We start from the raw sequence: 18,550 nt of genomic DNA on the forward strand, positions 1-18,550 counted from the left end.
GTCCGCCGCCGATGGATAGGCTGAAAGGGCGGACCTGCTCGCTGCTGCGTGAAGTAGCGTTCTGTCAGTATTTCAGCGCGACAGTTTCCCTGACGCAATGCCGTTCGACTCCACGTTTTTCCGGAGCGCTGCGGAACGTCCCGGGAAATGGCTAGGATCCGCGAATGCGGAATTGGTACTTCCGTCGCCTTCCCTGGGGCTGTCCGAGCGAGGGTGCGTATCCGTACCCGTCGGAGGCACAGTGAGCGACCCCCAGGACCCCGCCGATCCGGGGAGTCCTGCCGATCCTCAGGGTCCCGCCGGCGCCACCCCGGACGTCGCTCTGGTGCACTGGGCGTTCCCGCCCACGGTCGGCGGTGTGGAGACCCATCTGTGGGACTACTCCCGGCTGCTGGCCGCGCAGGGGCACCGGGTGCTGGTGCTGACCGGGACGGCGCACCCGGACCGGCCGACCGGGGTGCCGGGGGTGACCGTGCTGCGCCACCCCGGTCTGGACCTGACCGCCGCGACCGGCGGCCCCGAGGAGCGCGACGACCTCCGGGCCTGGTTCCGCAGCACGCTGACGCGGCATCGGATCCGGGTGGTGCACGCGCACAACCTGCACCACTTCAACGCCGCCCCGGCCGCGGCGCTGCTGGAACTGCGGGCAGCCCTGCGGCTGGTGCTGCTGCACACCTACCACAGCGTCTGGCACGAGCCCAGGGGCGAGGCGGCCCGGGCCGTGGAGCGCTGGGACGGCCACTACGCGGTGTCCGAGTTCCTGGTGCGGGACTGCGCGGAGGTACTCGGGGTCAGCGCCGGCCGCACCTACCTGGGCATCGACACCGCACCCTTTCTGCCGCTGGAGCCGTTGCCGGCGGACCCGCCGCAGGGTCCGGCGACGGTACTGCTGCCCGCCCGGCTGATCCCGGACAAGGGCGCTCAGTGCGCGATCAAGGCGTTCGAGGCCATCCTCGGGAAGCGGCTCTGCCCGGACGTGGACGCCCGGCTGCTGCTCACCGACACGCCCGACTCGGTGGATTTCCACGGTGAGAAGATCGGATTCCGGGACACCGTCGAAAAGCTGATCAAAACGCCGCTGCTGGCCGGCCGGGTCGCTTTCACGGATGAGAAGGCAGGCGTCGCACAGATGCCCGGACTCTATCGCCGGGCCCGGGTGGTGATCTATCCGTCGGTGTTCCGCGAGCCGATGGGGCTGGCCCCGCTGGAGGCGATGTGCGCGGCACGGCCGGTGGTGGTGACCCGGGTGGGCGGGCTCGACGAGGGGCTCAGCCGGGACAGCGAGGTGGGCTACGTGGTCCCGCCCCGCGACCCCGAGGCCCTCGCCGACCGCATCGCCGCCCTGCTCAACCAACCCGCCCGGGCCCGGGCGATGGGGCTGGCTGGTCGCCGGCACGTGCTGCGGCGCTTCGACATGAAAGACCGCTACCTTGCGCCGATGGTCGCCGAGTACCGGGCCCGGCTGGCGGACGCCGACGCGGGCCGGGCCGGCGGGCGCGTCGGGGCCGAACCGGCGTCACGGACCCTCGGTGCGCAGGTGCCAGCCCTCCGGTAGGCCGTCCACGCACACCGCACCGGTCCGGTCCACCGCCACGTCCAGCCGGGCACCGGCCAGTCGCAGGCCGGTCGCCGACAGCGGGCCGAGGAACTCCGGCGGCATCGGACGGACCGTCAGCACCCGGGCCGCGGCGTCCGGGCGCAGCCCGAGCAGGGCGCCGAGCAGTGCCACCCCGGCCGCCGCCGACCAGCCCTGGGGCCGGCAGGCGGCGGGGTAGTCCAGCGGCCCCGGGGTGTCCGGGGTGCGCTCGTCGCCGCCGTACAGCTCCGGCATCCGGTACTGGAAGTGCGTCGCCGCGTCCAGCAGGCCGTCGGTGAGCCGGGCCGCCTCCGCGTGGCGGCCCGCCGCGCACAGTCCCTGGACGGCGATCGCGGTGTCGTGCGTCCAGACCGAACCGCCGTGGTAGCTCAGCGGGTTGAAGCCGGGGACCAGGGCCGATCGGCTGCGCAGACCCCAGCCCGAGTTCAGTTCGGCCGAACACAGCCAGGCGGCCACGTCCCGGCAGTCCGCCGGGTCCAGGATGCCGGTGTCCGGCAACTGGCCCATGTTGGACGCCGGTCCGGTCACCGGCGACAGCGCCCGGCCGACCGCGATGGCGACATAGCGCGACGCCGGGGCGTCCGCGTCCCCGGCGTCCACCCAGAACGCGTCGCGGAAGCTCTTCCGCAGGCCCAGCGCCCAGGCCCGCAGCTCGGCGGCCCGGTCGGCCCGGCCCAGCGCGGCCACCAGCCCGGCCAGCCCCACCGCGGCCTGATAGGCGTAACCCTGCACCTCGCAGAGCGCCAGCGGCGGCGGGATGTGCCGGCCCAGGGCGTCCCGCACCGCGTCGGTCGAGTCCTTCCAGCTCTGGTGGACCAGCCCGCCCGGACGGGGCCGGTACCGCAGCAGGCCGTCCTGGTCCTGGCCGCAGCTGCGCTGCACCCAGTCCATGGCCAGCTCGGCGTGCGGGAGCAGCCGCTCCACCTCGGCCGTCGGCAGCCCCCAGTGCCAGGCCTCGACCAGCAGCGTGACGAAGAGCGGGGTGGCGTCCACGCTGCCGTAGTAGTGGGCGGGCAGCCGCAGGCCCCGGCCGTGCCGGGCCTCGCCGGGGCGCAGCTCGTGCAGGATCCGGCCGGGCGCCTCCTCCCTGAAGCGGTCATGGCTGCGGCCCTGGCGCCGGGCCAGCGTCCGCAGGGTGCCCAGGGCGAGCCCGGTGCCCAGCGGCAGCAGCATCCGGGCGGCCCAGATGCTGTCCCGCCCGAACAGCGCCAGGTACCAGGGGCAGCCCGCCGCGACGAACTGGTCCTCGTGGCCGTCGCCGTCCCGGCTCATCGGGTCGGCCAGCCGCAGCGCCCGCAGGTCGGCCAGGCCCCGGCGGACCAGGGCGACCAGCCGCCGGTCGCCCTCGACCGTCGGCACCGACCAGGGCGCCTCCAGGGTCGGCGCGTCCGGCTGCCCCGGCGGCAGCGGGCTGCTGCGGCCGCGCACCCGCAGCGTGACCTGCCAGCGGGCCCCCGGCCTGAGCAGCAGCACCGGCCAGGTCAGGGTGCCGCCCTCCGGGCCGTCGGATATCTCCGGCTGGGACGTCACCGGGCCGAACGCGTTCGGGCGGGTCGCTGCCGCGCCGGGGGCCGGTTCGACGGTCAGGGTGCTGTGCGACTCGCCCTCCGGGCCGACCAGACTCCAGCTCAGCCCGGTCGGCGTGGCCACCGCCGGCAGCGGCGTGGCGCCCCGGCCGCTCTTGACCGTGGCGATGTCGGTGAGGTCGGTGGCCGCGGCCACGTCGATCCGCAGCCGGCGGTCGCGTGCGCCGTCGTTGCGGACCGTGATGGTCTCGGTGCCGTCGGCGCCCCGGACCCGCTCGATCAGCACCGTCGGGTCGTCGGTGGGGTCGCCGGGGTAGCGGTGCACGGCGGTGAAGCGCATCCGGTCCGGGCCCAGCGGATGGCAGCCGATGGCCTCGGGCTCGCGTTCGTCGACGGCGAGGTGGAGCGTGTGCAGCAGCCGCCGGTCCCGGTCGTAGAAGCCGTCGGCACCCGCGCCGCGCAGCTGCCCGTCGCGGGCGGAGACGGCGAAGGCCGGCGCGGAGACGCAGATCGCGGCGTCGTGCAGCAGCGGCTGCAGCAGATAGCGTCCTGACGGGCCGTCGGATGCGAACACAGTTCCGTCCTCCCCATCGTGAGTGCGACGGAACCCCGCACTCCCCTCCGCGCCCTCGCGGTCGCGTCCGGCAGGCCCCGGTCCGCGCACCGGGTCCGCAGGCCGGGCGGGAGGCCGCCCCTGCTCGGGCCGGGCGTCGCTACACCTCGTGTCCGTGGCGTCACTCATTCGGACGAACGCGAGGTCGGAACCGACCATCCGGGGCAAATGCTCGCTACATTCACGCCGTTCCCTGTAGGGAGCTCGCGGCGTGATCCGGGGGGCGGAACCTCCGTGCGGCGGGAGCCCCGGAAGGTGTGTGGCACATGGCCCAACGGCCAGTAACCGACCGGCCGACGATCGACCCCCGTCCGGACCGCCCCGTTGTCCCGGACCGATCCGTCGTCCCGGACCGATCCCGGCTGATCGACCAACGGATGAGCCCGCCACGGGCTTTGGAGTCGCCCATGAGCCAGCCCGTGAATCATGGCCCGTCCCGCTCCGGAGCCGAGCGTCCCAAGGAGCAGCGCTCGTCCTCGGTGCGCGCCCCGCTCGTGCGCTCCCAGGGGGCGCGTTCGCATGTCGAGCGCTCGCAGAACCAGCGGCTGGCCGCGCTGATCGAGGAGGCCGGCTTCTCGCACGCCGGGCTGGCCCGCCGGGTGGACCAGCTCGGCCTCGAACACGGTCTCGACCTGCGCTACGACAAGACCTCGGTGACCCGCTGGCTGCGCGGCCAGCAGCCCAGGGGAGCGACCCCGGCGCTGATCGCCGAGGTCTTCACCCGCCGGCTCGGCCGCCGCCTCAGCGCACAGGACCTCGGCCTGGACGCCTGCGCCCCGGTCTACGCCGGGCTGGAGTTCGCCGAGACCCCGGCCGAGGCCGTCGACATCGTCAGCAGCATGTGGCGCAAGGACACCGGCGCGCATTCCGAGCTGCGCCGGATCGCCTTCACCCCGGCCGGTCTGGTGGTTCCCAGCCGGGACTGGCTGATCGGCCGCAGTGACGACCGGGTGGCCCGGGAGACCCCGCAGGACCTGGGCGTCGGCACCCCGCCCCGGTCCGCGCAGCGCCCCGGCCTGCCCGGCAGCGGGGGGCTCCCCGGCATCCCGGCGCAGAGCCGCCGCCCCGGTCCGGCCCTCCCCGAGCCCGCGCTGCCGCCGGCGCCGGCCCCGCGCGGGCTGCAGCGGGTGGGCCGTGGGGACGTCGCCGCGGTCCGCGCGGTCGGCGACCTGTTCCGCTCGCTCGACAACGCCTACGGCGGCGGCCATGCCCGGCAGGCGCTGATCCGCTACCTGGAGAGCGAGGCCGAGCCGATGCTGCGCGGCCGCTACAGCGAGGCCATCGGCCGATCGCTCTTCGGGGCGGTCGCCGACCTCACCCGGCTGGCCGGCTGGACCTCGTACGACATCGGCGCGCACGGGCTGGCGCAGCGCTACTTCGTCCAGTCGCTGCGGCTGGCCCAGGCCGCCAACGACCGGCAGTACGGGGCGTACGTCCTGGTCACGATGAGCCGTCAGGCCGTCTACCTGGGCCACGGCCGGGAGGCGGTGCAGCTCGCGCGGGTCGCCCAGCAGGGGGTCGGCACCGCCGCCCCGACCACGGTGCTGGCGCTGCTGCACGCCGCCGAGGCCCGGGGGCACGGGCTGATCGGCGACGCCCGCTCCTGCACCACCGCCCTGGTCCGCGCGGAGCGCGCGCTGCAGGCGGCCCGTCCCGGCGACGACCTGCCCGGCTGGGCCCGCTTCTTCGACGAGGCGCAGCTGGCCGACGAGTTCGGGCACTGCTACCGCGACCTGCAGCAGTGGCGGCCCTGTGCCCAGCACGCGGAACGGTCGCTGCGGCTGCGGGGCGCGGCGTACGCGCGCAGCCGGGTGTTCTGCCGGACGGTGCTGGCGACCGCGCGGCTGGGGATGGGCGAGGTGGACGAGGCCTGCGCGGCCGCCGCCGAGGCACTTCGGGGCGCGGCCGACATGCGGTCGCTGCGCGCGGTGGAGTACCTCCGTGACTTCACCCGGCGGCTCACCCCGTACCGCGGTAACCCCGCGGTCCGCGCGTTCGAGGAGGCGGCCCACGCCGCCGGCGTCATCTGACCCGCCCACCGACCCGCCCACCGGGCCTGCCACGACGACGGCGGATGGACCGTCGTCGTCGTGGCAGGCCGCCCGCCGCCGCGGCGACGGCGGTGTCCAGCGCCGCCACGACGGCGGGCACCGGTCAGGCGGCGAGTTCCTCGGGGTGGGTGGTGGGGAGGCCGAGATCGCGCAGGACGGCGTGGGCCACGCGGCGGCCGGAGGCCAGCGCGCCGTGCGTGGTGCTGGTCGCCCGGTGGTCGCCGCACACGTAGAGGCCGTGCAGCAGTCGCACCGGGCGGGTGAAGTGGTGCGGTGGCGTCATCGCCGGCAGGGCGTCCGGGCTGTGGCGTACCGTCAGGAACTGCCAGCGGGAGGGGTCCGCGCCGTAGAGCCGGCCCAACTGGCGGCGGACGGCCGGTTCCAGCGCCTCCGGCCCGTCCGCGTCGATGCCGGGGTGGCCCAGTACCGTCGAGGCGATCAGGGCCGCGCCGGACGGGGCGTACGAGCGGTCCACCTCGCTGAGCACCAGCGCGTGCGTGACCGGTCCACCGGAGCGGTCCGCCTCCAGCACCAGCTGCGGTCCCTGCGCCGGAGCCTCGGCGGAGGCGTGGTAGTAGGTGGTGACCGGGAGGTACGCGGGCTGGTGCAGCCCCGGCAGCAGCTCGCCGGCGCTCCGGGCGTCGGTGGCCACCACCACGGCCCGGCAGGGGATCCGGCCGTGCCGCTCGGTGTCCACGCCGTCCACCGACACCACCCGGACCCGCACGCCGAGTTGCACCGTCCCGGCCGGGAGGCCCTCCGCCAGCTGCGCGGGGACCGAGGCGAGGCCGTCGGCCGGCAGACTCAGCCGGGCCCGGGCGTATCCGCGCAGCACCAGGTCGGCGACCCGGCTGCTGGTGACCAGCTGAGGGTCGCTCAGCAACGCGGACAGCAGCGGGCGCAGGAACACGGCGATGGTCCTGGCCGGGATCCCGCGGACGACCAGGGCCTCGGCCGCGGTCCGTTCCGGCCGGGCGAGCAGCTCGGAGGTCGGCACGGCGGCCAGCCGGGCCAGGGCCGCGCCCAGCCGGGCCTGGTCCCAGGGGGCACCGATGGGCGCACGGACCGTGGCGAGCGCCGCCCGGGCGGCGGCCGAGGGCGCGGCGGCCGCCGGGGCGCCCAGCCGGGTACGCCGGCCGCGGTGGTGCACCAGCACGTCCGGCGCCAGCGGGCGCAGCTCAAGACGGTCCAGGTCGAGCACCCGGCCCAGCTCCGGGAAGGAGGGGTTCAGCAGATGAGAGCCGTGGTCCAGCCGGAACCCGTCCAGCTGGTACCCGGCCATCCGCCCGCCGATCCGGTCCGAGCCCTCCAGGACGGTGACGGTGAGGCCCGCGGCGTGCAGTCGCCGGGCCGCCGAGAGACCGGCGGGGCCCGCGCCCACGACGACCACGTCGACTCTGCGCGCGGCGCGCGCGGACCCGGCGGCGGAGTGGGTGCGGTAGAGCGGTGTTGCGGGCACGAGGCAGCTCCCTCCGTGGCCCGGTCCGTCCTCTTCCGGGCTGACCGGTCCCCAGGTGATGCCCCGTCATGCCGCGACTCAGACAGCCAGTTCCGGCCGCGTTTGCAGAAAGCGACCGGTGGGGAGCCTGGTGTGACGCCGGCGTGCGCCCGGGACGGGCGGGGCAGCGGAGAGTGAGCGTGCGCCCCTCCCGTGCGCTCATGCGCCAGCACGGCGGCGCCGCGCGCCCACAGCGTGCCACCCGCGCCCCTCCAGTGCGCCCCCGCGCCCCCGGGGAGGGGTCAGCGCGCGGCCTGGATCGCCTGGTCCACGGTGGGATGGGCGAAACGGAACCCGGCGTCCAGCAGGCGGGCCGGGACCACCCGGTGGCTGCCGACGACCTCCACGGCGAACTCGCCCAGGGCCACCTTGATGGCCGGCTCCGGCACCGAGAACACGGTCGGCCGGTGCAGCACCCGGCCCATCGCCTCGGTCACCTCGGCGTTGGTCACCGGCACCGGAGCGGTCAGGTTCACCGGCCCGCTCAGCGTCTCGTCGTCGATCAGGTACCGCAGCGCCGCGACCTCGTCCCGCAGCGAGATGAAGCTCCAGTACTGCCGGCCGTTGCCGAGCCGTCCGCCGAGACCCAGCCGGAACAGCGGGAACAACCGGCCCCAGGCGCCGCCGCCGGCGGCCACCACCAGCCCGGTGCGGGCGTGGGCCACCCGGACGCCCGCCGCCGAGGCCGGTTCGGTGGCCTCCTCCCAGGCGGTGCAGACCCGGGCCAGGAAGTCGCCGCCGGCCGGCTCGGTCTCGTCGATCAGGCGGTCGCCGGTCTGGCCGTAGTACCCCACCGCCGAGCCGCTGACCAGCACCCGGGGCGGCTGCTTCAGCCCGGCCACCGCCTCCGCGATGGTGGTGGTGCCCAGCACCCGGCTGTCGTGGATCTGCCGCTTGTACGCCGCCGACCAGCGCCGGTCGGCGACCCCCGCGCCGGCCAGGTGCACCACCGCGTCCAGCCCCGACCCGTCCGGTCCCGCCGCCAGCCCCTTGTGGTCGATCTGACGCAGCGTGGGATTCCAGCGCACCTCGGTGCTGCCGTCCGACCGCGCCTCGGGGGCGCGGCGCACCAGACGCACCACCGCGTGGCCGTCGTCGAGCAGCGAGCGGACGAGGGCGGAGCCGATGAGGCCGGTCGATCCCGTGACTGCGATGCGCATGGGGGCATCCTCTCAGGTAGCGGCTGCTGGAGATCGTAAGCTTGACGCCATGTCCGCAGCCCACCCCACCCAGCCCGCCGCCCCGGCCCCGGCCGCCGCTGATCCGGCCGCCGCTGCTCCGACCGCCCCCGCTCCGGCCACAGCCGCCACCGCTGCCGCCCCGACCGCGGTCCCGGCCGCCCCGGTCGCAGGCCTCGTCATCCGCCGCGCGGAGCCGCAGGACGGCAACGCCCTCTACGCGCTGAACCACCGCTCCTGGTCGCCGATCGGCGACGTCCAGGAGCTTTCCGAGCCGCCCACCCCCGACAGCACGGTCTTCAACGAGCGGCACCTGCCGGGTGACTACCAGCTCGCGGTGCTGGACGGCGCGCTGGTGGGCTACATCCGCCTGATCCCGGCGACGCCGCTGCCCTGCAGCGCCCACGTCCGGTTGATCCAGGGTCTGACCGTGGACCCCTCCGCGCGCCGCATGGGCATAGCCCGGGTGCTGCTGGACGCCGCGATCGCCGAGTCCCGCCGGATCGGCGCCCGGCGGGTGACCCTGCACGTGCTCGGAACCAACGCCCCGGCCCAGGCGCTCTACGCCTCGGCCGGGTTCGTGGTCGAGGGCGTCGCACCGGAAGAGTTCTACCTGCACGGCCGGTACGTCGACGACATCTCCATGGGCCTGGCCCTCTGACCTGGGCCTGGCCCTCTGACCGACGACCGGCACCGCGCCGCGCTCCGCTACCGGACGGCCGCCGCCCCGTCTCCCGGCCCGGTGCCGACCCGCCGGCCACCCGCGAGCTGCGGGCGGCCGGCGGTGAGCTGCGCTCCCGGCCGCGGGCGGTCAGCCGCCGAAACGGGCCCAGAGACGGGGGAAACGTTCCGCCATGATCCCTGCGTCGTCGAAGTCGAAGCGTGAACCGACCGGGTCGGCAGGCCGGGGACGGATGCCCAGGGGCGGCAGCGACAGGCCGGTGAGCTGCTCGTGGGCGCGGTCGGCGGCGTCCCCCAGCTCCTCGGCGTCGCCGTCCTCCTCCTCGTCGAAGTCGGGGACCAGTTCGGCCAGCTCGTCCGGGTCGGCCAGCGCACCCTCGAACACCTCGCGGCCCTGGCTGATCAGCCAGCAGCAGAAGTAGTCGAAGGCGTCATCGCTCGCGCCGCCCAGCAGCAGGTCCGCGGCACCCCACAGGTCCTGGCGCCAGGCGCGGGTCATCCGGGCCTCGAACAGCCGGGCGAAGTCGACCACCTCGTCCGGGGTGCGCTCCACCAGCCGTTCGACCATCAGGTCGGCCTGCTCGACCGGGTCGCCCTGGGCACCCTCTCGGCTCTCGTCGATCAGCTGCCAGAAGTCCGTCTCGTCCATGCCCTGATCCTCGCAGGTATTGAGGGCCGCTGCCGTCCACCGCCACAACAGCCGACTGCCCCCGGCCCGCTGGAGCGGGTCGGGGGCAGTCGCGTTCGGTGCGGTCGGAGGCCTACAGCCCGAGGTCGCCCTCGAACGCGCCTTCCTCAAGGCGGGCCTTGACGGTGCCCAGGAAGCGGGCGGCGTCGGCGCCGTCCACGATCCGGTGGTCGTACGACAGGGCCAGGTAGACCATGTCGCGGACCGCGATGGTCTCGCCCAGCTCCGGCGTGGTGACGACCACGGCCCGCTTGACCGTCGCGCCGATGCCGAGGATCGCGACCTGCGGCGGCGTGAAGATCGGGGTGTCGAACAGCGCGCCGCGCGACCCGGTGTTGGTGATGGTGAAGGTGCCACCGGACAGCTCGTCCGGCTTGACCTTGTTGTCCCGGGTACGGGCGGCCAGGTCGGCGGTCTTCTTGGCGATACCGGCGATGTTGAGGTCGCCCGCGTCGTGGATGACCGGGACCATCAGGCCCTTCTCGGTGTCCACCGCGATGCCGACGTGCTCGGCGGCGTGGTAGGTGATGGTGCCCTCGGCCTCGTTCAGGGTCGAGTTGACCACCGGGTGGGCCTTGAGGGCCTCGGTGGCGGCCTTGACGAAGAACGGCATCGGCGAGAGCTTGACGCCCTCGCGGGCCTGGAAGCCGGACTTCGCCTGGTTGCGCAGCCGCATGATCCGGGTGACGTCGACCTCGACGACCGTGGTCAGCTGGGCCGTGGTCTGCATCGCCTTGAGCATGTTGTCGGCGATGACCTTGCGCATGCGGGTCAGCTTGACCGTCTGGCCGCGCAGCGGGGAGGCCGCGGCGATGGTCGCCGGAGCCTTCGCCGCGGCGGGGGCCACGGTGGCCGCCGCCTGCGCGGCGTCGGCCGCGGCGACGACGTCCTGCTTGCGGATCCGGCCGCCGACGCCGGTGCCCTGGACCAGGTCCAGGTTGACGCCGCGCTCGGACGCGAGCTTGCGGACCAGCGGGGTGACGTAGGCGTCCGAGCCGTCGGCCACGGCGGCGACCCGGTCGGCCGGAGCCACCGGGGCGACCGGCGCCGCGGCGACGGGGGCCGGGGCCGCGACCGGAGCGGCGACCACGGGGGCCGGGGCCGCGACCACGGGCGCCGGGGCGGCGACCGGAGCGGGCGCAACGACCGGAGCCGGGGCGGCCACGGGGGCGGCGACCGGGGCCGGGGCCGCGGGCGCGACCGGAGCCGGGGCGGCGGCACCGGGGGCGCCGATCACCGCGAGCTCGGCGCCGACCTCGACGGTCTCGTCCTCGGCGACGCTGATCCGCAGCAGCACACCGCCCACCGGGGCGGGGATCTCGGTGTCGACCTTGTCGGTGGAGACCTCGAGCAGCGGCTCGTCGGCCTCGACGGTGTCGCCCTCGGCCTTGAGCCAGCGGGTGACGGTGCCCTCGGTGACGCTCTCGCCCAGCGCGGGCAGCAGCACCGGGGTGCCGGAGACCGCACCGGCCGGGGCCGCGGGCGCGGCGGGGGCCGCAGGGGCCGCGGCGACGACGGGGGCGGGGGCCGGGGCGGCGACCGGGGCCGGAGCCTCGACCACCGGGGCGGCGGCGACCGGGACGGGAGCGCCGGTGCCGTCGTCGATGATCGCGAGCTCGGCGCCGACCTCGACGGTCTCGTCCTCGCCGACCTTGATCGAGGCCAGGATGCCGGAGGCGGGCGCCGGGATCTCGGTGTCGACCTTGTCGGTGGAGACCTCGAGCAGCGGTTCGTCGACCTCGACGCGCTCACCCTCGGCCTTGAGCCAACGGGTGACGGTGCCCTCGGTCACGCTCTCGCCGAGAGCGGGCAGTGTTACTGAGACTGCCATGAGTTCAGGTACTCCTACTGTGTGCGTGCGGATGGATGCGGCGTGCCCGTGGGGAGGTCAGTCGTGATTGTGCAGCGGCTTGCCGGCCAGCGCCAGGTGCGCCTCGCCGAGGGCCTCGGACTGGGTCGGGTGCGCGTGGATCAGCTGGGCGACCTCGGCGGGGAGGGCCTCCCAGTTGTAGATCAGCTGGGCTTCGCCGACCTGCTCGCCCATGCGCTCGCCGACCATGTGCACGCCGACCACGGCGCCGTCCTTGACCTGGACCAGCTTGATCTCGCCGGCGGTCTTGAGGATCTTGCTCTTGCCGTTGCCGGCCAGGTTGAACTTGGCGGTGACCACCTTGTCCGCGCCGTAGAGCTCCACGGCCTTGGCCTCGGTGATGCCGACCGAGGCGACCTCGGGGTTGCAGTAGGTGACCCGGGGGACACCGTCGTAGTCGATCGGCACGGCCTTGAGGCCGGCCAGCCGCTCCGCGACCAGGATGCCCTCGGCGAAGCCGACGTGCGCCAGCTGCAGGGTCGGCACCAGGTCGCCCACGGCGGAGATGGTGGGGACGTTGGTCTGCATGTACTCGTCGACCAGGACGTAGCCGCGGTCCGTCGCGACCCCGGCCTCCTCGTAGCCGAGACCCTGCGAGACCGGGCCGCGGCCGACGGCGACGAGCATCAGCTCGGCCTCGACCTGCTTGCCGTTCTCCAGCGAGGCGCGGACACCGGTCTCGGTGTACTCCACGCCGGCGAAGCGGGCGCCCAGCTCGAACTTGATGCCGCGCTTGCGGAACGCGCGCTCCAGCAGCTTGGAGGAGTTCTCGTCCTCCAGCGGGGCCAGGTGCGGCAGCGCCTCGATGATGGTGACCTCGGCCCCGAAGGACTTCCAGACGGAGGCGAACTCGACGCCGATGACGCCGCCGCCGAGGACGATCACGGACTTCGGGACCCGGTCCAGGGTCAGCGCGTGGTCCGAGGAGATCACCCGGTTGCCGTCGATGGCCAGGCCCGGCAGCGACTTCGGCACGGAGCCGGTCGCCAGCACGATGTGCCGGCCGGTGTAGCGCTCGCCGTTCACGTCCACCGTGGTCGGCGAGGAGAGACGGCCCTCACCGGTCACGTAGGTGATCTTGCGGCTGGCCACCAGGCCCTGCAGGCCCTTGTACAGGCCGCTGACGACGCCGTCCTTGTAGGCGTGGACGCCGTTGATGTCGATGCCCTCGAAGGTGGCCTTCACGCCGAAGCCCGCGCTCTCGCGGGTCTGGTCGGCGACCTCGCCGGCGTGCAGCAGCGCCTTGGTGGGGATGCAACCCTGGTGGAGGCAGGTGCCACCGAGCTTGTTCTTCTCGATGAGCGCGACCTGGAGGCCCAGCTGGGCCGCCCGCAGCGCTGCGGCGTATCCGCCGCTTCCGCCTCCGAGAATGACTACGTCGAAAACGGTGCTGGCGTCGTTCGCCACGTCACGTCCTCCATGCAATATGTGCTGCGGATCGTCCCGGTCGGTCGCCGGCCGGGGAGCGGTTCTCCCTCGTGAGGAGACCAGTCGTGCCGGATATACATCTTCGCACCTGTTCCGGACAGCTGACGTCCGGGGCCGCCCTGCGGACACTCCGGGCACCTGTGGTGATCCGGTGACGACTCGTCGAACAGTGCGGTTGCGCTCATGGCGAACGCCGGGGCGCCCACCCCGTCAACGGGGGAGGGCACCCCGGCGTCACGTTACCGGTGCCTGTGGCGGGCGCTGTTACAGGGCGCCGTCGGCGGCGAGTTCGGCGAGCTGCACCAGGGTGCGGACGCCGGCGCCGGTGCCGCCCTTGTGGATGTAGCCGAAGGGCGCGGCCTCGTGGAACGCGGGCCCGGCGATGTCGATGTGGGCCCAGGTGATGTCCTCGGCGACGAACTCCTTCAGGAAGAGTCCGGCCACCAGGCCGCCGCCCATCCGCTCGCCCATGTTGGCGATGTCGGCGATCGGGGAGTCCATGCCCTTGCGCAGCTCGGCGGGCAGCGGCATCGGCCAGGACTGCTCGCCGGCCGCGGTCGCGGCGGCGTGGACCTTCGCGCGGAAGTCGTCCTCGTTGGACATGATGCCGAAGGTGCGGTCGCCCAGCGCCATCACCATCGCGCCGGTCAGGGTCGCCACGTCGATGATCGCGTCGGGCTTCTCCTCGCCGGCCCGGACGATCGCGTCGGCCAGCACCAGCCGGCCCTCGGCGTCGGTGTTGAGCACCTCGACGGTCTTGCCGCCGTACATCCGCAGCACGTCGCCGGGGCGGGTGGCGGTGCCGGAGGGCATGTTCTCGGCGAGCGCCAGCCAGCCGGTGACGTTGACCTGCAGGCCCAGCCGGGAGGCGGCGACCACGGCGGCGAACACGGCGGCGGCGCCGGCCATGTCGCACTTCATGGTCTCGTTGTGGCCGGCCGGCTTGAGCGAGATGCCGCCCGAGTCGTAGGTGATGCCCTTGCCGACGAAGGCCAGCGAGGCCTTCGCCCTGGGGTGCGTGTAGGCCACCTTGACCAGGCGCGGCGGACGGGAGGAGCCCATGCCGACGCCCATGATGCCGCCGAAGCCGCCCTTGGTGAGCGCCTTCTCGTCGAGCACCTCGACCTTGAGGCCGTGCTCCTTGCCGGCGGCGGTGACGATGTCGCCGAAGGACTTGGGGAACAGGTCGTTCGGGGGCAGGTTGACGAGGTCGCGGGTGCGGTTCATCTCCTCGCCGACCACGGTGGCGCGCTCGGCGGCGGCCTTGGCGGCCTTGTCGCCGCGCTTGGTGCCGACGACGGCGATCTCGCCCAGCGGGGCCTTGGCGGCGGCCCTGTCGGCCTCGCCGCGGCAGGCGGTGAAGGAGTAGGCGCCCAGCAGCGCGCCCAGCACGACGGCCTCGACCTCGGCGGCCTCGGCGGCGGGCAGCGCGAACGCGGCCTTCTTGGCACCCTGCAGGGTGCGGGCGGCGGTTCCGGCGGCGCGGCGCAGCGCCTCGCCGGGGTAGCCGTCACCGTCGGCGGGGGCCTCGCCCAGGCCGACGGCCAGCACGAAACCGGCCTTGACGCCGGCGGGGGAGGGGAGCTTCACGGCCTCACCCTCGGCGCCGGTGGCGCCCAGGGCGCCGAGGACGTCGGCGAGCTTGCCGTCGAACGCCTCGTCGACCGTCTCGGCGCCCGGGGCCAGCACGAGTCCCTTGGGGCCCTTGGCTACGGCCACGACGACGGCGTCCGCGCGCAGCGCGTGGGCCGCGGAGGTGCTCAGAGACACTGAAGTCACGTAATGCGTCCTGTTCTTCATGCGGTCCTCGGCACGCGGGTCAGGAATACCGCGCTGAGGAAGGCGAGGGGGAGTTCGGGGCTACTCGGGGGTGCCGTACCGCATCGTAGTCCGCATGGTGGGATCACGCGCCCTTCCGATGGCAGATAGTCACCCCGGCTTGTGGTGACAGCATCGCAGGGATACCTCCCCGGTGGTTGCCCCAGGGCCCCTTTCCGGTCTCCGGGCGTTCCTGCGGGGTTCGTCCGGGGGGCTCGGAGGACGTCCCCTCGCGCCCCGTCGGTACCCCGGACGCCGGGCGCCCGCCCGGGATCGCGCGGGACGTCACCCACTCACGACCCGGCGAAGAGCACCCACAGCACCAGCGCCGCCGTCGACGCCGTCTCCACCATGGCCCCAAGGACGTCCCCGGTGATACCGCCGAACCGGCGGACACAGTGCGTGAGCAGTACGGCCGCGCAGATGAGTCCGGACGCCAGTGCCAGCAGCGCGCCCACGGCCAGCCGCAGCCCGCCGGCGCCCCCGCCGCCGACACACCACGCGCCGGTGCCCAGGGCGGTCAGGGTGACCAGGCCGGCCGACAGCGCCCGGGAGGCCGGCACCGTTCCGGCGACGGTCGCGCCCAGCCCGTCCGGCCGCGCCGACGGGGTGCCCGCGGTGCAGCCGCGCAGCAGCGCGCCGCGGCCGGTGACGGCGGCGACCAGCACGCCGAACCCGCCCAGGTGCGGGCCGACCGCGAACGCCTGTGCCAGCGCCGCCACCTGGGCGAACAGCACCAGCACCAGCACCAGCACCCCGAACGGGCCGATGTCCGAGGCCTTCATGATCTTCAGGGCGGCGGCGGGCGGCTTGTTGCTGCCCAGCCCGTCGGCCACGTCGGCCAGGCCGTCCAGGTGCAGGCCCCGGGTCAGCGCGGCCAGCGCGGCCACGCTCGTCACCGCGGCCAGCAGCGGCCCCGCGCCCAGCTCGCTCAGCCCGGCGCCGAGACCGGCCGCCAGCAGTCCCAGCACCAGGCCGACCAGCGGCGCGGCCAGCATCGCCCGGCCGGCCGTCGGCCGGTCCCAGCGGGTCACCCGCACCGGCAGCACCGAGAGCGTGCCGAAGGCGAAGCGCAGCCCCGCCCCGACCGCCGCGGCGCCCCCGGTCACGCGTATCGGAAGGCGCGCCACGCTCAGCCCTGCTCGGGCGCGGCCGCCGCCGCGGCGTCCGGCTCGGCGGCGGTGGGCTTGGTGGGCTCGGTGCTCGCGGCGGCCTTGGGCTCGGCCGGTGCGGCACCCGGCTCGGCGGGAGGGGCGGCGTCGGGCTCGGCGGCGGGCTCAGGTGTCGCCACGGGCGCCAGCGGGAGTTCGGCCAGGAGTGTGGACGCGGCCTGCAACAGTGGCAGTGCCAGCAGCGCGCCGGTGCCCGCGCCCAGACCCACCTTCTGGTCCAGCAGCGGTTCGATGCTCATCCGCTCGTACGCCTTCGCCTGCGCCGGCTCCCCGGTGGACTGGCCGGCGCGCCACCACTCCGGGGCCCGGAACGCGATCCGCTGCGCCACCAGCGCGCAGGCGGCCGAGACCACGCCGTCCAGCAGCACCGGGGTGCGCCGCACCGCGCTCTGCAGCAGGAAGCCGACCATCGCGGCGAAGTCCGCACCGCCGGTCGCGGCCAGCAGCTCCACCTGGTCGCCCAGGACCGGGCGGGCGCGGCGCAGCGAGTCGCGGATCGCCGCGCACTTCACCATCCACACCTGGTCGTCGATGCCGGAGCCGCGCCCGGTCACCGCCGCCGCGTCGGTCCCGCACAGCGCGCCGACCAGCACCGCCGCCACGGTGGTCGAGCCCACGCCCAGGTCGCCCAGGACCACCAGGTCGGTGCCCGCGTCGGCCTCCTCGTCCGCCAGCGCCATGCCGACCCGCAGCGCGGCCTCGGCCTGCTCGCGGGTCAGCGCGTTCTCGACGTCGATCCGGCCGGACCCGCGGCGGATCCGATGCCGGCTCACCTCGGCCGGGAACGCGTCGGGTTCGGCGTCCACGGCCAGGTCCACCACCCGCACCCGGGCCCCGTAGCGGTCGGCCAGCAGGCTGACGGCGGCGGTGCCGTCCAGCACCGAGCGCACCCGGCGCTCGGTCGTCCCCGGCGGCAGGACGGACACGCCCAGCCCGGCGATCCCGTGGTCGGCGGCGAACAGCAGCACCTTGGCCCGCCGGATCGGGCGCGGCGGGCACTGGCCCTGCACGGCGGCGAGCCAGCCGCCCAGCTCCTGCAGCGCACCGAGCGACCCGCGCGGCTGGTCCAGCGCCGCCCAGCGTTCCTCGGCGGCCTGCCGGTACTCGTCGTCGGGGCGCGCCACCAGCGCGGAGAACTCGTCGAGGTCGAAGGTACTCACCGGCGGAACGTTACCGTCCCGGCCCTTTCAGAGGCAGCGCCTGACCGGCCACCACCAGCAGCACGTCGTCGCTGGCGGAGGCGACCGCGGCGTTCAGCCGCCCCAGTTCGTCCCGGAACCGCCGCCCGGACACGGTGGCCGGGACCACCCCGCTACCGACCTCGTTGCTGACCGCGACCACCCGGCGCGGGGTGGTACGCCAGGCCTCGACCAGCGCCGCGGTGCGGGTCCGCAGCCGGTCCCGGCCGTGCCCGGCCCAGGCCGCGTCGTCCCAGGCGTCGCAGTCGTCCATGACCGAGGTGAGCCACAGTGCCAGGCAGTCGATCAGCAGCGGTCCGCCGGGCTCGGCGAGCAGCGGCTCCAGCGCGCAGGTCTCGGCGGTGCCCCAGGCGGCGGGGCGCCGGTCCCGGTGCAGGCCGACGCGCTGCGCCCAGTCCTCGTCGCCGTCCCTGCTGCCGCCGGTGGCGACGTACAGCACGTCCTGGCGGCCCGTCATCATGGCCTCCGCGGTGACCGACTTGCCGGAGCGCGCGCCGCCCAGGACCAGGGTCCGCCGGGGCGGAGCGGGCCGTCGGCCGAACTCCAGGCCGAACCGCCGGGTGCCGCTGGGGGAGTGCTCCGAGAAGATCCGCATGGAGACATTGTTCCCGGCGGTGTTGGCGGAATGTAAAAGTGGGATTTGGTGCTTTGTTATCGTTCTGAGATGTTGGGTCCAGCCTGCAGAGGGCTGGGGAAGGGGAACCAGATGAATGCCGTCATGCGCCAGCGCAGTGCCAACGCCCGCAGGATCGCCGCTTCGGGCAGGATCGCCGCAGGCACCGCCGCGGCCGCGGCGGTCGTCGTGCTGTCCGGCGGGGCCGCGCACGCGAGCACGGTGACCGAACTGCGGGCCCGCCCCGGCGACTCGGCCGGGGCCGCCGCCTTCGACCGCGCCGACGCGGTGTCCGGTCGCGCCGTCGGCATCGACCTGCTGGCCGACGAGCCGGTGTCCGCGCCGGGCGCCCGGGCCACCGTGGCGCTGACGGCGCAGGCGGTGCACGGCCATGTGGTGCTGGGCGACGACGGCACCGCCACCTACCGCTCGCTGCCGGGCTTCACCGGCACCGACTCCTTCGGCTACCGGATCAGCGACGAGCAGGGCCACGGATCCCGGGTCACCGTCGCGGTCACCGTCTCCGCGGACACCGAGCCCGGGTCCGGCCACGGCCTGGCGGCGTACGCGGCCTGAAGGACTGGACGGCCCGGAGACTGGACACCCCGAAGAACTGGG

The 18,550-nt window shown here is 74.7% G+C and carries 14 protein-coding genes; 4 read left to right on the top strand and 10 right to left on the bottom strand.

Features of this window, described 5'->3' with window-relative positions; translation table 11 throughout:
* Positions 1 to 241: 241 nt before the first annotated feature.
* Entirely contained in the window at positions 242 to 1,555 is a 1,314-nt protein-coding gene (locus ABH925_RS24100; RefSeq protein ID WP_370150935.1) for a glycosyltransferase family 4 protein, read from the top strand.
* On the opposite strand, the gene ABH925_RS24105 is transcribed toward ABH925_RS24100, so the two are convergent.
* On the bottom strand, positions 1,517 to 3,697 hold the full coding sequence (locus tag ABH925_RS24105; RefSeq protein ID WP_370150936.1) for a glycogen debranching N-terminal domain-containing protein: 2,181 nt from the start codon (positions 3,695 to 3,697) through the stop codon (positions 1,517 to 1,519). The two genes, ABH925_RS24100 and ABH925_RS24105, sit on opposite strands and share 39 nt — an antisense overlap.
* Before the next feature lie 446 nt (positions 3,698 to 4,143).
* On the opposite strand from ABH925_RS24105, the gene ABH925_RS24110 reads away from it, so the two are divergent.
* Positions 4,144 to 5,766 (top strand): regulator, encoded by a 1,623-nt coding sequence (locus ABH925_RS24110; protein ID WP_370150937.1) that lies wholly within the window; start codon positions 4,144 to 4,146, stop codon positions 5,764 to 5,766.
* A gap of 124 nt (positions 5,767 to 5,890) precedes the next feature.
* Here the strand turns inward: ABH925_RS24110 and ABH925_RS24115 are convergent, their stop codons facing one another.
* Both ABH925_RS24115 and ABH925_RS24120 read right to left on the bottom strand, forming a co-directional pair.
* Entirely contained in the window at positions 5,891 to 7,246 is a 1,356-nt protein-coding gene (locus tag ABH925_RS24115) for an NAD(P)/FAD-dependent oxidoreductase (RefSeq protein WP_370150938.1), read from the bottom strand.
* 281 nt (positions 7,247 to 7,527) lie between these two features.
* Complete coding sequence (locus ABH925_RS24120) at positions 7,528 to 8,445, bottom strand: TIGR01777 family oxidoreductase (RefSeq protein WP_370150940.1); 918 nt, start codon at positions 8,443 to 8,445, stop codon at positions 7,528 to 7,530.
* 49 nt (positions 8,446 to 8,494) lie between these two features.
* Here ABH925_RS24120 and ABH925_RS24125 point away from each other — a divergent pair, with 49 nt between their 5' ends.
* A complete protein-coding gene (locus ABH925_RS24125; RefSeq protein WP_370150941.1) occupies positions 8,495 to 9,124 on the top strand; it encodes an N-acetyltransferase family protein in 630 nt (209 codons plus the stop codon).
* A gap of 150 nt (positions 9,125 to 9,274) precedes the next feature.
* Here the strand turns inward: ABH925_RS24125 and ABH925_RS24130 are convergent, their stop codons facing one another.
* The 7 genes from ABH925_RS24130 to ABH925_RS24160 all read right to left on the bottom strand — a co-directional run bounded on the left by ABH925_RS24130 (position 9,275) and on the right by ABH925_RS24160 (position 17,914).
* Positions 9,275 to 9,793, bottom strand: a complete 519-nt coding sequence (locus ABH925_RS24130) for a DUF4240 domain-containing protein (protein ID WP_370150942.1) — start codon at positions 9,791 to 9,793, stop codon at positions 9,275 to 9,277.
* Positions 9,794 to 9,905: 112 nt separating this feature from the next.
* On the bottom strand, positions 9,906 to 11,663 hold the full coding sequence (gene sucB / locus ABH925_RS24135; RefSeq protein WP_370150943.1) for a 2-oxoglutarate dehydrogenase, E2 component, dihydrolipoamide succinyltransferase: 1,758 nt from the start codon (positions 11,661 to 11,663) through the stop codon (positions 9,906 to 9,908).
* Between the two features lie 57 nt (positions 11,664 to 11,720).
* Complete coding sequence (gene lpdA / locus ABH925_RS24140; protein WP_370150944.1) at positions 11,721 to 13,109, bottom strand: dihydrolipoyl dehydrogenase; 1,389 nt, start codon at positions 13,107 to 13,109, stop codon at positions 11,721 to 11,723.
* 285 nt (positions 13,110 to 13,394) lie between these two features.
* Positions 13,395 to 14,909, bottom strand: coding sequence for a leucyl aminopeptidase (locus tag ABH925_RS24145; protein ID WP_370150945.1), 1,515 nt, complete (start codon positions 14,907 to 14,909; stop codon positions 13,395 to 13,397).
* A 332-nt stretch (positions 14,910 to 15,241) separates the two neighbouring features.
* Positions 15,242 to 16,078, bottom strand: a complete 837-nt coding sequence (locus ABH925_RS24150) for an adenosylcobinamide-GDP ribazoletransferase (RefSeq protein ID WP_370150946.1) — start codon at positions 16,076 to 16,078, stop codon at positions 15,242 to 15,244.
* 2 nt (positions 16,079 to 16,080) lie between these two features.
* A complete protein-coding gene (gene cobT, locus ABH925_RS24155) occupies positions 16,081 to 17,280 on the bottom strand; it encodes a nicotinate-nucleotide--dimethylbenzimidazole phosphoribosyltransferase (RefSeq protein ID WP_370150947.1) in 1,200 nt (399 codons plus the stop codon).
* Positions 17,281 to 17,290: 10 nt separating this feature from the next.
* Positions 17,291 to 17,914 (bottom strand): bifunctional adenosylcobinamide kinase/adenosylcobinamide-phosphate guanylyltransferase, encoded by a 624-nt coding sequence (locus ABH925_RS24160; protein ID WP_370150948.1) that lies wholly within the window; start codon positions 17,912 to 17,914, stop codon positions 17,291 to 17,293.
* Positions 17,915 to 18,037: 123 nt separating this feature from the next.
* Here ABH925_RS24160 and ABH925_RS24165 point away from each other — a divergent pair, with 123 nt between their 5' ends.
* Positions 18,038 to 18,508 carry an Ig-like domain-containing protein gene (locus ABH925_RS24165; RefSeq protein WP_370150949.1) on the top strand — a complete coding sequence of 157 codons (471 nt, stop codon included), beginning with the start codon at positions 18,038 to 18,040 and terminating at the stop codon, positions 18,506 to 18,508.
* Positions 18,509 to 18,550 lie beyond the last annotated feature (42 nt).

It is taken from the genome of Streptacidiphilus sp. EB129, assembly GCF_041262645.1.
Lineage (GTDB): Bacteria > Actinomycetota > Actinomycetes > Streptomycetales > Streptomycetaceae > Streptacidiphilus.